This window comes from Methanocaldococcus vulcanius M7, assembly GCF_000024625.1.
GTDB lineage: Archaea > AGJL01 > Methanococci > Methanococcales > Methanocaldococcaceae > Methanocaldococcus > Methanocaldococcus vulcanius.
Genome location: NC_013407.1, coordinates 716550 through 730750 on the forward strand (window position 1 = coordinate 716550; position 14201 = coordinate 730750).

10 protein-coding genes are annotated in these 14201 nt (G+C 31.2%); 6 read left to right on the forward strand and 4 right to left on the reverse strand.

The genetic code is table 11. From position 1 onward, the window contains the following. Nucleotides 1-190 precede the first annotated feature (190 nt). A complete protein-coding gene (gene glyA / locus METVU_RS03700) occupies nucleotides 191-1483 on the forward strand; it encodes a bifunctional serine hydroxymethyltransferase/L-allo-threonine aldolase (protein WP_015732831.1) in 1293 nt (430 codons plus the stop codon). Between the two features lie 149 nt (nucleotides 1484-1632). Here glyA and fsr read toward each other — a convergent pair whose 3' ends face one another. Continuing rightward, nucleotides 1633-3486 (reverse strand): coenzyme F420-dependent sulfite reductase, encoded by a 1854-nt coding sequence (gene fsr, locus METVU_RS03705; RefSeq protein ID WP_015732832.1) that lies wholly within the window; start codon nucleotides 3484-3486, stop codon nucleotides 1633-1635. Between the two features lie 292 nt (nucleotides 3487-3778). Here fsr and METVU_RS03710 point away from each other — a divergent pair, with 292 nt between their 5' ends. Further along, complete coding sequence (locus METVU_RS03710; protein WP_015732833.1) at nucleotides 3779-4723, forward strand: nucleoside recognition domain-containing protein; 945 nt, start codon at nucleotides 3779-3781, stop codon at nucleotides 4721-4723. Nucleotides 4724-4794: 71 nt separating this feature from the next. On the opposite strand, the gene METVU_RS03715 is transcribed toward METVU_RS03710, so the two are convergent. Further along, nucleotides 4795-5922: an ABC transporter substrate-binding protein gene (locus METVU_RS03715; protein WP_015732834.1), complete on the reverse strand. Its 1128-nt coding sequence runs from the start codon at nucleotides 5920-5922 to the stop codon at nucleotides 4795-4797. Between the two features lie 292 nt (nucleotides 5923-6214). On the opposite strand from METVU_RS03715, the gene METVU_RS03720 reads away from it, so the two are divergent. Beyond that, a complete protein-coding gene (locus METVU_RS03720) occupies nucleotides 6215-7339 on the forward strand; it encodes an ABC transporter ATP-binding protein (RefSeq protein WP_015732835.1) in 1125 nt (374 codons plus the stop codon). On the opposite strand, the gene METVU_RS03725 is transcribed toward METVU_RS03720, so the two are convergent. Beyond that, nucleotides 7336-8394, reverse strand: a complete 1059-nt coding sequence (locus METVU_RS03725) for a FecCD family ABC transporter permease (protein WP_015732836.1) — start codon at nucleotides 8392-8394, stop codon at nucleotides 7336-7338. The two genes, METVU_RS03720 and METVU_RS03725, sit on opposite strands and share 4 nt — an antisense overlap. Continuing rightward, nucleotides 8395-9441, reverse strand: coding sequence for a FecCD family ABC transporter permease (locus METVU_RS03730; RefSeq protein WP_015732837.1), 1047 nt, complete (start codon nucleotides 9439-9441; stop codon nucleotides 8395-8397). Nucleotides 9442-9756: 315 nt separating this feature from the next. Here METVU_RS03730 and METVU_RS03735 point away from each other — a divergent pair, with 315 nt between their 5' ends. The 3 genes from METVU_RS03735 to METVU_RS03745 all read left to right on the forward strand — a co-directional run bounded on the left by METVU_RS03735 (nucleotide 9757) and on the right by METVU_RS03745 (nucleotide 14176). Continuing rightward, the gene (locus METVU_RS03735; protein WP_015732838.1) at nucleotides 9757-11016 is read left to right on the forward strand and encodes an ABC transporter substrate-binding protein; all 1260 of its coding nucleotides are present in this window, start codon (nucleotides 9757-9759) and stop codon (nucleotides 11014-11016) included. Nucleotides 11017-11467: 451 nt separating this feature from the next. Further along, nucleotides 11468-12796 (forward strand): Ni-sirohydrochlorin a,c-diamide synthase, encoded by a 1329-nt coding sequence (gene cfbB, locus METVU_RS03740; protein WP_015732839.1) that lies wholly within the window; start codon nucleotides 11468-11470, stop codon nucleotides 12794-12796. 177 nt (nucleotides 12797-12973) lie between these two features. Then, nucleotides 12974-14176, forward strand: coding sequence for a phytoene desaturase family protein (locus METVU_RS03745; RefSeq protein ID WP_015732840.1), 1203 nt, complete (start codon nucleotides 12974-12976; stop codon nucleotides 14174-14176). Nucleotides 14177-14201: the final 25 nt, after the last annotated feature.

Here is a 14201-nt window from a genome sequence, read left to right on the forward strand (position 1 = left end):
AATGTAAATGATTTATCAATTGTTAGGTATAAACATTTAAAAATAAGATTAAATGAGATAGAAAGGCGTATAAAGTGTATATACGTGATAAGGGTTATTATAAATTTCGTAGTGATTGTTATTGTAAAAATTTTATAATTAAAAAAGATAATTAAAAAAGTTTTAAAAAATGAAAATGGAGGGATTGGTTATGAAATACTCTGACGTGCCAAAATTTATAAAAGAAATATCAAAAAAACAGCATGATTGGATGAGAAATAGCATAAAATTAATTGCAAGCGAAAATATAACAAGTTTGGCAGTTAGGGAAGCATGTGCAACTGATTTTATGCACAGATATGCTGAGGGTTTGCCAGGGAAAAGATTATATCAGGGTTGTAAATATATTGATGAAGTAGAAAATCTCTGTATAGATCTTGCTAAAAAATTATTCAACGCAGAGCATGCAAATGTTCAACCAACAAGTGGTGTTGTTGCTAACTTAGCTGTTTTCTTTGCAGAAACAAAGCCAGGAGATAAATTAATGGCTCTAAGTGTTCCAGATGGAGGGCATATAAGTCATTGGAAAGTTAGTGCCGCGGGAATTAGGGGGCTAAAAGTTATAAATCATCCATTTGATCCAGAGGAGATGAATATCGATGCAGATGCAATGGTAAAAAAGATATTAGAGGAGAAACCAAAGATGATTCTTTTTGGCGGTTCATTGTTTCCATTTCCTCATCCAGTAGCCGATGCTTATGAAGCTGCTCAGGAGGTTGGGGCTAAAATTGCTTATGATGGAGCCCATGTCCTTGGATTAATAGCTGGGAAGCAGTTCCAAGATCCTCTTAGAGAAGGAGCGGAGTATTTAATGGGAAGTACTCATAAAACTTTATTTGGCCCTCAAGGGGGTGTTATATTAACTACAAAAGAGAATGCTGAAAAGATCGACAACCATGTATTTCCTGGAGTTGTTAGTAATCATCACTTACATCACAAAGCAGGTTTGGCAATTGCATTAGCCGAGATGTTGGAATTTGGAGAGGACTATGCAAAACAGGTAATTAAAAATGCAAAAGCACTGGCTCAGGCGTTATATGAGAGGGGCTTTAACGTTTTATGCGAACATAAGGACTTTACAGAAAGTCATCAAGTAATTGTAGATATTGCAAGCTCTCCTGATATTGAATTTTCAGCAAGCGAATTGGCTAAGATGTATGAAGATGCAAACATCATTTTAAATAAAAATCTTCTACCGTGGGATGATGTAAACAACTCAGACAATCCAAGTGGTATTAGGTTAGGAACACAAGAATGCACAAGATTGGGTATGAAAGAAAAAGAGATGGACGAGATCGCTGAGTTTATGAAGAGAATTGCAATTGATAAAGAAAATCCTGAAAAGGTTAGAGAAGACGTTATAAACTTTGCTAAGGAGTATAGCGTAGTTCATTACAGTTTTGAAAAAGAGGATGGGTTTGTTTTACCATTTAGAGGGTTATAATTCGCAACAATAATTAAAAGCCAATAATAAAATCAAAATAAAAGTAAAAAATAATAAAAATATGAAATAAAAATATGAAAAATAAAGAAGGAAGGAATAGGTAATAAAAATGTAAAGGATTAAAAAATAACTAATTTAATCATGGGAATTTACTCCTTCATTAATTTTCTAACATCCTCTAAGAATTTTTCGTATCCAACTCTTTTCATAACTGCCGATAACCTTTCTCTTTGTGGTTTTTCAGCATATTTACCATAGACAACTAACACTTTATCAATAAAGTTTAGTATCTCCTCAACACTCATCAACTTCATTTTAATTCCTTTAACAACTTCTCTTCCTGTCTTACCTCCAACATAAACTAAATAGCCCTCTTCTTTAACTTCTCTTGCCTCATTTGGACAGTTTTTAATACACTTTCCACAACCAATACATACATTGTAGTTTGTGTAAGACATCTCTCCTCTTATATCTATCGCTTCAATCTTACAAACCTCAGCACATCTTCCACAACCGTTGCAGTTTTCCTCATTTACTTTCGGATATTTGACACCAACAATTCCTACATCGTGAATTTGAGGTCTAACACAGCAGTTTGGACATCCGCTAATTGCAATTTTAAACTTGTATGGAGCAGGTCTCTCTTTAAATTTATCTTCTATTAAATTAGCCAATTCCGTTGTGTTTATCAATCCACTACTACAATTTCCTCCTCCGGGACATGCCAACGTTGCTCTAACTAATGGCCCCTCCGAACCAGTTAATAATCCCTTCCCTCTCAATCTTAAAACAATATCTTCCGCATCGAATCCACTAATTCCATGAATTTCATATGCTCCTCTATCAGTTATTTTTATTTTTGCTCCGTATTCTTCTGCAATATTTAAAATTTCTTTTATTTCCTCTGGTTTATACCATCCTCCTGGCTTTGCTCTTATCCTTATAAAGTAGTTTCCATCAGCCCTCTTTCCGATCCCTCCATAATCTGCGATCCAGTAGAAGGATATATACTCTCCAGTTTCTTTTCTTCTTTCAACTTCTTTTTTAAATCTCTTTAATTTTTTATTCCTTAATTTATTAATTGCCTCTACATCAACACCTTCTTTTAATTCAATGGCATTTTTAATTTCTTCTCCCTTTTTAGTTCTTATTATGATTGTTGAATAACCATCTGGACTTCCAACACATCCAACTGAAACATCTGCCATTCCTGCATCAAAGTCCCTACATATATTACATCCAGAACAGACCTCAAATTCCTCTAATTTAATTTCTTTTTTATCATTTTCTAAGTAAACAATAAGTTTTCCTTTTTTAATGTCAAATTTTTTAACATCTTCAATTTTTATTCCATGTCTTTCCAAGACCTCTTTCATATTGTCATATTTGAATTTTTCCATACAGAATAATCCAATTAAATACTCTATCTTAGGTAGCTTTACGGGCTTTCCATCTCTTCCAAGTTCAAAATCATGTTTTGCCAAGTATGGGAAATACTGCAACTTCCTTAAACCGTTAATTTGACATGGCAAACCAACAACAGCAACTTTTTCTAACCCCATTTCTCCTGCTTTCCTCAAAGCATCTAACGTTGAGACAGCATATTTTGATTTTGTAGATTTTAATAAGTCATCTGCATTTTGGACAGCCATTGAGATTGGTTTCCAGCATTCATCCCCAACAACTATGGCTCCATCTATCTTCCCATTTTCTAAGAGGTATTTTAAAAAGGCAGTAACAACTCCACCATCCTGTCCTTCAATCTCACTCTTTCCATAATAGTATTTTTCAAAAAAGTTTTCTCTTATTTTTATTTGATATTTTCCAGATGAAACTCTCGGACAAACTTCAAAACACATCCCATTTCCTTTTCTCAAACACTCATCTTTTAATTTTGGTCTATCTTCAAATGTTAATAGGTTATTTGGACATACAACCGTGCAAGTTCCACATCTTGCACACATATTACCATCTACAATTTCGTTCAACTTCCATTCATACATTTTTTCACCACGTTAAAAGTGTGATTAAATTATTCACACTTTAATGTTCCTTGTCCAAAGTATATATATTTTATTATTTGATCGATAAGAATATTTTACCCATATGAGTATTTACTCCTTTCGATTTTTTTATTATCTAATTTATTAGATGCTGATTCATTATTTAATCTAAATTTAATCAATCTAAAATATTAAAAATATTAAATTAACCTAATTAGTTTCATCGCTAAACAACCTAATCTTTTATAACCTTTAACTGATTAAGTTCAATAATACTAAAAAGGTGAATGATATGGACTACATAACTCCATTTATAAAAAGCATTGAAACATCAGCATACTACACAATAAAAATATCTATAATTGTATTAATAACAATGTTTTTAGTAAGTTATTTTATGAATACAGGAGTTATGGCTAAAATAAGTTATCATCTCTCTCCAATAATGAAAAAATTAAAAATAAACCCAATCTCCGCCTCTTCAATTTTAGCGTGTTTTTTCAGTCCAACAGTAGGATATTCAATATTGGCTGAGGGTCTGAGAGAGAAGAAGATAACTGAGAAGGAATTAATAGGCACTTCTTTAGCAAATTCATTTCCCTCTGTTTTATCTCACATATTTACATTTTTTATTCCCGTTGTGATTCCAATATTGGGTCTTACAGGGGTTATATTCGTTTTAATAAGATTGGGTGTTGCATTCACAAAAACAATAATTGGCTTAGTATATTTATCACTACACTCTACAAGAGATTATTTTGAAACCCCACATATTGAGAACATGAATCGAAAAGAAAACATAAAAAAATCATTCAAAAGAACCTTAAAATTTGCAAAGCGATTAATCCCTACAATGTTTTTTATGATGGCGTTGGTAATTTATCTTTCCAAAATTGGAACTTTCGATTATATTGGGAAATTTGTTAAACCAATAACAGATCTACTACACTTAAATCCAAATGTTGGAATATTGGCTTTAACCGAAATAGTGAATGTTCAAGCAGCAATAGTTATGGCCGGGGGCTTATTAAAAGAGAATATATTAACCTCTAAGGAAGTAATAATCGGATTAATAATTGGAAATGTTTTAACATTTTCAACGAGATATGTTAAACACTCTCTTCCCCTACACATCTCACTGTTTGGATCAAGATTGGGAACAAAAATAGTTATGATAAACGCAATTTTTACGTTAATACTTGATATTTTTGTAATAATTGGCCTTTTATTGGTTTGATTTATAATTTATACATGGAATAAAAAATATAATATTTAATAGAAATAAACATTTAACCTATTTTATTACTCTTATGAAACTTTATAGAAATATTTCAAGTTATTATCTTCTCCAAATAACTCGGGATGGAGCATTTTGGCAAAGTCCAACATATAATTAGAAGGATCCCTTGCTTCCCATACATAGTAATCTGAATGTGATATATAAAACCGTCCTGTCTTAAATGCTTTTAACTCTGCAAACTCTGGACTTATATTAAGAAGTTGACTTTTGTTTGAGATATTTTCATTATAATACCACAACATTATTACAACATCCGCATTTCTTGCCTTTTCAAAGAACGTCTCCTTATCAACATATTGAAAATCACATTTACAATTTGAAAACACATTTTTTCCATTAAAATCTGCTATCATCCTGCTGTAATAGCTCTCATTTCCATATATTCCAGGCATGTTTCTATACTTTGACCAACTAAATATAACCACTGTTGGCTCTGTAGAGTTTTTTACCTTCTTTATAATATTTTCCCTAACAGAAACAACTCCATTAAACCATTTACATGCATTATCATACGCGTTTTTACCCCAAAATGCAGCTGCAAATTTTATCCACTCAACTCTTCCCATATATGTCGGCTCTTCGTAAGTATGGAATCTCGAAACAGGAATTCCTAACTCTTTTAATTTCTCTTCAACTTCATCTTCACTCTTCCAACCACTTAAAAATACCACATCTGGAGAGAGATTAGCAACCAACTCGTAGTTTATATTTCCAGGAGAGCCAATATCAACAACCTTTCCCTCTTTATACAATCTTTTAAGTGTAGGGGACTCTTCTATTGCATACTTTGGAGCACCAACTATTGTATTATGATAGGCATGTAATATATCAGCCGTTGAGATAATGGGGCAGTAAAAATCAGTAACTATCTTTTTTACAGGAACTTTTATCACTTTTGCTGAAATATTTGGGGTCTTATTATTTCCTTCAACTAATAAGAACTTGTTCCCTTCAGAATCGACAACTAAACAGTATCCTTCGTTCCAGTGGGGATAAAGTTCAAATTTCTCTGCGAATTTAACGGCAGATGTCTCATTTTTATAATGAGGAGTGTTATTGTTTTTAACACATCCTGAAAGTCCTACTAAAAGACAGACGACCATAAAAGATAAAAAAATATGGCTTTTCTTTGTCATAATCTCCCCAAAATTATTTTATATTTTTATATTGTTTATGACTTCTCATATTTGACTTCTGTATTTATTATTTATTATTTTTTATTTTACATTTTTTAATATTAAATTAATATCATTTCTGATAATGTAATACCACGTAAGATATTATCCCGAATAGATAATATAAAGTTTACTATCTACTTAAAAATATTTAAGAAAATATTTAAAATTTCTAAACAAAAATAAACTACAAATAAAAATAACTTTACTTAAAACTAAAAAATAAAAAGATAACACCATTGAGATGATTTTTATGTTAAAAGCAGAAAACCTATCAGTCGGATATGGAAACTATGTGGTGGTTGAAGGCATAAATTTAGAGATAAATAGAGGAGAGATTTTGTGCATTATAGGCCCTAATGGAGCAGGGAAATCAACACTCTTAAAAACAATTGCAACTTATTTAAAACCAAAAAAGGGAGTGGTTTATTTAAATGGAAAAAAGATTCATGATTTAAAGCCGAAGGATTTGGCAAAGGAGATGGCTGTTGTTTTAACAGAGAGGGTTAATCCGGGAAATATGACAGGTTTTGATGTTGTAGCAATTGGAAGACATCCATATACTGATCTATTTGGTAGATTGACAGAGAGGGATAAAGAGATTATAATCGAATCGGCAAGGGCAGTTAATGCAGAATATTTATTGGAGAAAAATTTCTTTGAGATGAGTGATGGAGAAAGGCAAAAGATAATGATAGCGAGAGCATTAGCTCAAGAACCAAAGGTTTTAATCTTGGATGAACCAACATCATTCTTAGATGCAAAGCATAAAATTGAATTAACCTTATTGTTGAGAAAGTTAGCAGATGAGAAAAATTTAGCCATAGTTGTTACTCTACACGATATCGAACTTGCTTTAAGAATTGCTGATAAGATGGCTTTAATAAAAAATCATAAAGTTATTGCCTATGGATATCCTGAAAATGTTATGAAAAGGGAGATAGTTAATGAACTCTATGATTTAAAAAATGCCAATTATAGTGAGGTCATTGGTTATTTTGAATTGAAAAGCAATCCAATAAAAAATAAAAAAATATTTGTTATATGTGGAGGAGGAACTGGGGCTAATGTTTTGAGATATTTAGTTAAAAATAGATATGAGGTTGTTGTTGGCATCTTACATAAAAATGATGCTGATTACTTTATAGCAGAGGCAATGGGAGTTAAGATAATTGAGGAAGAGGCATATAACAAAATATCAAAGGAGAAATTTGAAGAGGCGTTAAAAGAATTAAAAAATTCAGATGTTGTTGTTTATACTGATTTCCCTATAGGAGAGATGAATGAGCTAAATTTAAAGCTTATTGAAGAGGCAAAAAATTTAAAAAAGAGGATAATTTTTTATAGGGAGGATATTTCAGTTTTAAAGGGGGTTTAATAGTCAATCTTTATTTTCTTTTCTCCTTTATAGACCAAATACACAACCAACAATCCTCCTAATATATCCAAAACTGCTCCAATAGGAAGAGGAGAGGCAGGCCTATTTATTCCATAGATGTAATGAATTGGAAGATAATACTTCAATGAAAGGATATGGCAGGAAACCATTAAAATAACTCCCAAAAACATTGTTGCTGGAACTAAATATCTATGGTCAGAGGTTTTTATTAATGGTCTTGCTAAGTATGGAGCAATAATTCCAATAAATGCAATTAATCCAACATAGGGAATTATAGCCCCAGTTATAAACGAAGCGAAGAATAAAATTAAAATTCTTGTCTTTTTTATATCCAATCCAAAACTTTTCGCATACTGCTCTCCAAACAGTAGAGCGTTTAAGGACTTTATCAAAAACATAACTCCAATAATAAATACAATTGAGCAGATTGTCATTGGAATAATATCTCCCAAAGTTATCTTAGATAAAGAACCAACTGTAAATCCCCAATATTCTTGAATCTTCAACTCTTCAGCATTTGCAATTAAATAAGCTCTTAGACCCATAAAGAAATAACTCAGTAATAAAGCAACAATTATAACTCCATTTGCCTCTCTAACTCTCAAAGCAATGATAATCAGCAAGATCATTGAAAAAATTCCTCCACACCAGCCAGCAACTAAAATACTTTTCCCTCCAAAAATCTCAAATAAATGTGAAAGGGAATCAACAAATATAACCAGTGCAACAACCATTAAAACTCCAGAGGAGATTCCAGTTGTGTATGGGGAAGCTAATAAATTCCTAAATAGCGTTTGAAGCATTAACCCAGCTACTGACAACGTTAAACCTATAAGAACCGCTCCAATTATTGGGGGTAATCGAATATCTTTTATTATTATATCCTTAAACTTATCTCCTGTAGTTCCTGTTAATAGAAAATCTACTATATCTTTTAAAGTTATTAAATGAGTATCACCAGCCAGATATAGGGCAGTAAAGGGCAATATTAAAGATAAAACAAATAAAATTGATAAAATTCCAACTCTATTCATTTAAATCCCCATTTTTCTTATTTTTAAATATATAAGAATTGCTATTGGTGATCCAATTATTGAAAGAGGGCAGAGTAATGGAAGAACATTAGTCGATGATATTAAAACTCCTGGTCTTGTTAATATGTCTGCAACAACTAAAAACACCGCCCCTAAGAGCATAGTTGTAGGAATTACATAGATATGTTTGGAAGTTCCACAAATCATTCGTGCAAGTATTGGGCATGTTATTCCAATAAATGCAATAGGCCCAGTAAATGCTACAACCGTTGCAGTTAAAACGCAAGAGAGGATAATAAGCCACATCCTTAAAGATTTTATATCAACTCCTACACTGATTGCATACTTCTCCCCTAACAAATTTGCATCCAATTTTTTTGATAGAAAGATGTGGGTTAAAATTGAGAGTGGAATTATAATTAAAGCCATTATAACAACCATGTCCCATGTTAGATTATTTACTGAACCCATTTCCCACATCAAAAAGCTTGAAAGATTGCTGTTTTCCTCTCCAATATAATCCCCCAAATAAATAACAATAGTGGAAAATCCTGCAGCAATTGATCCGATCATTAAACCGCAAATTAACAAAGTTGAGACCTGCTTAACAACTCTTGCAATATTTATTACTATAAACATCGTTATAAACGCTCCAATGTATGCAGCTATTATAAATCCATAGATATTATGTGGAATTCCTAATTTGAAGAGCATGTAGGTAAAGATGTATAAAACAACTCCCAAAGATGCCCCACTTGCAACTCCCATTAAGTAGGGATCTGCTAACGGGTTTCTAAAATAGCCCTGCATTAAAATCCCTGCCAATGCAATAGCAATTCCAGCAACAACTGCCCCAATAGTTCTTGGTAATCTTAGATAAAATATGATTCTATCCTTTATTTGATTCCCAGTAGTTCCTTTAATAAAGTAATCCACCAATTCTTTATTTTTTATAGGGATAGTTCCTAATTTTATGCTATAAATAGAAGAAACTATTAAAAGCAAACTTAAAATTGAGATAATTACCAAATATCTTTTGATTTTCATAATTACACCTAAAACATCAAATCTTATTTTTTATAGCGGATGTGCTATTATTTTTCGTTTATTAAGAATTGTTCTATTTTTTTAATTTTTAATAATTCTTGATGGTTTTTATGATTATTTATTAACTTATAAATTATTAAACAATTATATTGTTTAATCTGTTAATTCATTTATTTATGTATTTGTTAATGGAATATCAACAATAGCAAAAGCACCAAAATAAAAATTTATATAGAACAACTATGTAAAGATAAATGAACAAAATATAAAGATCACTTTAAATTAAAATTTAATAAACCTAACGGAGGGAGTGAAATGAAAAAATTCCTTACCTTTTGCATACTGTTTGTAGTAGTTTTTATGAGTATGTTGTCAGGATGCGTAAATAGCGAGCATCCCAATATTACTAATTCATCATCCATATCCAATAATTTAACAAAAAATATGGCAAACTCCCAAATAAAAACACCTATTGTAGAATATGCAAAAAATTTTAAATTAATATATTATGATAAAAATGGGAATGAGGTTAATCCCTACACTAATGGAGATAAATGGGCATACAAAGTGTTAATTGATGCATTAGGTCAGAAATTCCTATTAAAAAATGCATCTGAACCAGTTCCAAGTTGGGCAAAAGAAAAGTTAGGGGGCAATTTTAAAGTTATAAATGTTCCATTAAAGAGAGTAGTGGTAATGAGTTCAACTGAAATTGCATTAATGGAGGCCATAAACAACGACGGTTCAGTTATAGGATCAGTTAAAGGAATAATGTGGGGAAAAGCATACAAGTGGTATTTTAATAACATAAAAGAAGGGCTGGAAAATGGATCAATAATTGATGTTGGTTCAACAAGTAATCCAAACTGGGATAAAATTATTGAACTCAAACCACAAGTTATATTTGTTTATCCTGGCTATGATGGAAATAAAGTTATATCGAAATGTAAAGAGTTAGGAATTACCTACGTTGCAGATGCAGAGTATTTAGAAAACGATCCACTTGGTAGATGTGAATGGGTTAAAATGTTTGCCGCCTTCTATAACAAAGAACCGGAAGCAAAAAGATACTTTGATAGAATAGTAAATAACTGTTTAATGGTTATGAATAAAACTAAAAACTGTCCAAAAGTTACAGTTGCATGGGGTTATAATTCACAATGGGGATGCTATGTTCCTGAAAACGACTCCTACGTTGCTAAGGAGATAACAATATACTGCAATGGAGATTATATCTTTAAAGATCTAAATGGAACGGGTAGTGCGAAAATTGACTACGAAACATTTGCTGAGAGAGCAAGAAATGCAGATGTTTGGGTTATTCCTTCAAGTGTAAAATGGCTCACAACGTTTAAAAAAGACAACCCTGGTTATGAGACATTTAAAGCAGTCAAAAATGGAAGAGTATTTTGTGAAAGTGAAGATTATTGGCAACTCGGATTATTAAAAACGGATGAGGTTATAATGGATTTAGCAACAATAATGCATCCAGAAGCATTCAAAGGAAGAAAAACACACTTCTTCCTAAAATATAATATAGAAAATAATACTGCAACACCATTCATTGCTAAATAAACAATAATACAAAACACCAAACTTTGTATAATAATTCTTTTTTCAGTTAGGATCTTTTCCACATAGTAGCTTTGGAGAATTTTATTAACAATCACAATATATTATATAATATGTTTATCACAAAATCTTCCAATGGGAATATTAATAGGAGTTCTTATGGGAGTGGGTGGATTTGTTATCCTACGATTATTAATTAAAATCTTAAAAGTGTAAATAATATTAATGATTAAAAATTTTATTCAAAATAATTTTTCCTTACTTTATCTATTTTTGTTTATTATTTTTAGTCAATAATTTTTTATTAAATTTATAATTAAACCTTTATATAACCATGATTTAGAAATTAAGTTTTTATAAACAAAAAAGAAAATAAGAAAAATATGTTTTATAAATATAATACACTATTATTTAAAAAATCTTTCTTTATATTTCAATGGTATAGGAGATAGTTATGAAAAGAGTTGTAATTGCTGGAACATCGAGTGAAGTTGGAAAGACAGTTATATCTACTGGAATTATGAAGGCGTTATCAAAAAGATATAATGTTCAGGGCTATAAAGTTGGGCCTGATTATATAGACCCAACGTATCACACAATAGCAACAGGAAATAAATCAAGGAATTTAGATTCTTTTTTTATGAATAAAGAGCAGATAAAATATCTCTTTCAAAAACATTCAAAAGATAAGGATATAAGTGTTATTGAAGGAGTTAGAGGACTTTATGAGGGAATATCTGCAATAGATGATGTTGGAAGCACAGCAAGTGTTGCCAAGGCATTAAACAGCCCAATAATTCTGCTTGTAAATGCAAAAAGCTTGACAAGAAGTGCAATAGCAATAATAAAGGGATTTATGAGCTTTGACAATGTAAAAATTAGAGGAGTTATCTTTAATTTTGTTAGAAGTGAAAAACATATAAAGAAATTAAAAGAAGCGATGAGTTATTATCTTCCAGATGTTGAAATAGTTGGCTTCATCCCAAGGAATGAAGATTTTAAAGTTGAAGGAAGGCATCTTGGTTTAGTTCCAACACCAGAAAACTTGGAAGAAATAAAAAATAAGATAGAGTTGTGGGGAGAGTTGGTTGAAAAATATTTAGATTTAGATAAAATTGTAGAGATAGCTAATGAGGATTTTGAAGATATTGACGATATATTTTTATGGGAGGTTAATGAAAATTACAAAAAAATAGCTGTTGCCTATGATGAAGCATTTAATTTTTACTATTGGGATAATTTTGAGGCATTAAAAGAAAATAAAGCTAAGATAGAATTTTTCAGCCCATTAAAAGATAGTGAAGTCCCAGATGCAGATGTTTTATATATTGGGGGAGGATATCCAGAACTTTTTAAAGAGGAGTTGAGCAAAAACAAGGAGATGATTGAAAGCATTAGAGAGTTTGACGGCTATATTTATGGGGAGTGCGGGGGCTTGATGTATTTAACAAAATCGATTGACAATGTGCCAATGGTTGGCTTGCTAAACTGCTCATCAATTATGACTAAGCATGTTCAAGGGCTTAGTTATGTTAAGGCAGAGTTTTTAGAGGATTGTTTAATTGGAAGAAAAAACATGAGGTTTAAAGGGCATGAATTCCATTATTCAAAGCTTGTTAATATAAAAGAGGATAGATTTGCTTATAGAATAGAGAGAGGGATGGGAATTATCAATAACTTGGACGGAATTTTTAATGGTAAAGTTTTGGCTGGCTATTTGCACAATCATGCTGTTGCCAATCCTTACTTTGCCTCATCCATGGTTAATTTTGAGAATCGATAAAAAGGTTTTAAAAGATTAACAGCAAAATTTTAATGCTAAAACTAAAAAACGGAAGTTATGATTGGGACATAATAAAACTATTTAATTCTTCATCTCTCTATTTTCGTTATATTTTTATATACTCTAAATTGTTTATATCAAATTGCTTATTATAACAACTAATCAAGGTTGAGAGGTATGAAGGTTGGAATTGTTGGAGCTGGATTAGGTGGATTATTAATCGGAGCTTTGCTTTCTAAACACTGTAAGATAACTGTTTTTGAAAAACTTCCATTCATTGGGGGTAGATTTACCAATTTAAACTATGAAGGGTTTCAACTAACAACTGGGGCGCTACATATGATTCCCCACGGAAGTGATGGATACTTGGCATATGCATTAAAAAAAGCAGGAGCAGATGTTAAAATTGTAAATTCACAGCCAGATGGGACATTTCTCATAGGGGGAAGGGATTACTTGTATAAAGAGTTGTTCTCTCTTTTAGGAATTAAAGAAAAAGCAAAAGCGTTTAAATTAGCTACACAATTAAAATTAGGAAAAGTTGATAAAAATATATCGTTTGGAGAGTTTTTAGAAGATATTGATTTGGCTTACAAAATTGGAAATGCCTTTACTGGATGGGCATTGAGTTTAACGGCTTATGAAACACCAATGAGTGAAATAATCGAAATTGCAAATAACTATCATAAATTTGGAGGACCAGGGGTTCCAATAGGAGGATGCAAATCAGTAATTGATGCACTATCTAATATAATAAAAAGAAATGGAGGAGAAATAATAACAGAATATAATGTAAAAAATATAGAAATCGAAGAAAAAGCATATGTTGATGATAAGGAGTTTGATATTGTTATAAGTAATCTCTCTCCAAAAAAAACACAGGAAATGTGTAATATTAAATTTTTACCTAAGGATAAAGTAAAACCCTCAAGAGGGATAAAAATAAGTATAGCAACTAAAAAAGGAATTATTAACCATACAGGAGTTCTTTTTACACCCGAATGCGAGCGAATAAATGGTTTAAATCAACCTACAAACGTAGATAGATCATTAGCCCCTGAGGGATGGCATCTTGTAATGACTCATCAAACCCAAATAACAAACAATATAAAGAAAGAGATTGACCTTGGCTTAGAGGATATAGAAAACATATTTAAAGATGTGGATTATAAAATATTACATATTCAGTCATATAGAGATGATCTTCCTGTAAATCACGCCTCAAATGGAACTGATATAGATAATATCGTATGTGATAGGTTATTTTTGGTAGGAGATGGAGCAAAAGGAAGAGGAGGAATTGAAGTTGAAGGAATCGCAATGGGTGTTTTAAAAGTGTATGATTATATTGTCCGCAACATTATAAATAAGTCAAAATGATAAAAATTAAGGAAAAGAGGAATGA

Bases quoted from the DNA above. Each gene is read 5' to 3' on its own strand.
- glyA (WP_015732831.1), top strand. From the start codon at position 191: ATGAAATACTCTGACGTGCCAAAATTTATAAAAGAAATATCAAAAAAA.
- fsr (WP_015732832.1), bottom strand. From the start codon at position 3,486: ATGTATGAATGGAAGTTGAACGAAATTGTAGATGGTAATATGTGTGCA.
- METVU_RS03710 (WP_015732833.1), top strand. From the start codon at position 3,779: ATGGACTACATAACTCCATTTATAAAAAGCATTGAAACATCAGCATAC.
- METVU_RS03715 (WP_015732834.1), bottom strand. From the start codon at position 5,922: ATGACAAAGAAAAGCCATATTTTTTTATCTTTTATGGTCGTCTGTCTT.
- METVU_RS03720 (WP_015732835.1), top strand. From the start codon at position 6,215: ATGTTAAAAGCAGAAAACCTATCAGTCGGATATGGAAACTATGTGGTG.
- METVU_RS03725 (WP_015732836.1), bottom strand. From the start codon at position 8,394: ATGAATAGAGTTGGAATTTTATCAATTTTATTTGTTTTATCTTTAATA.
- METVU_RS03730 (WP_015732837.1), bottom strand. From the start codon at position 9,441: ATGAAAATCAAAAGATATTTGGTAATTATCTCAATTTTAAGTTTGCTT.
- METVU_RS03735 (WP_015732838.1), top strand. From the start codon at position 9,757: ATGAAAAAATTCCTTACCTTTTGCATACTGTTTGTAGTAGTTTTTATG.
- cfbB (WP_015732839.1), top strand. From the start codon at position 11,468: ATGAAAAGAGTTGTAATTGCTGGAACATCGAGTGAAGTTGGAAAGACA.
- METVU_RS03745 (WP_015732840.1), top strand. From the start codon at position 12,974: ATGAAGGTTGGAATTGTTGGAGCTGGATTAGGTGGATTATTAATCGGA.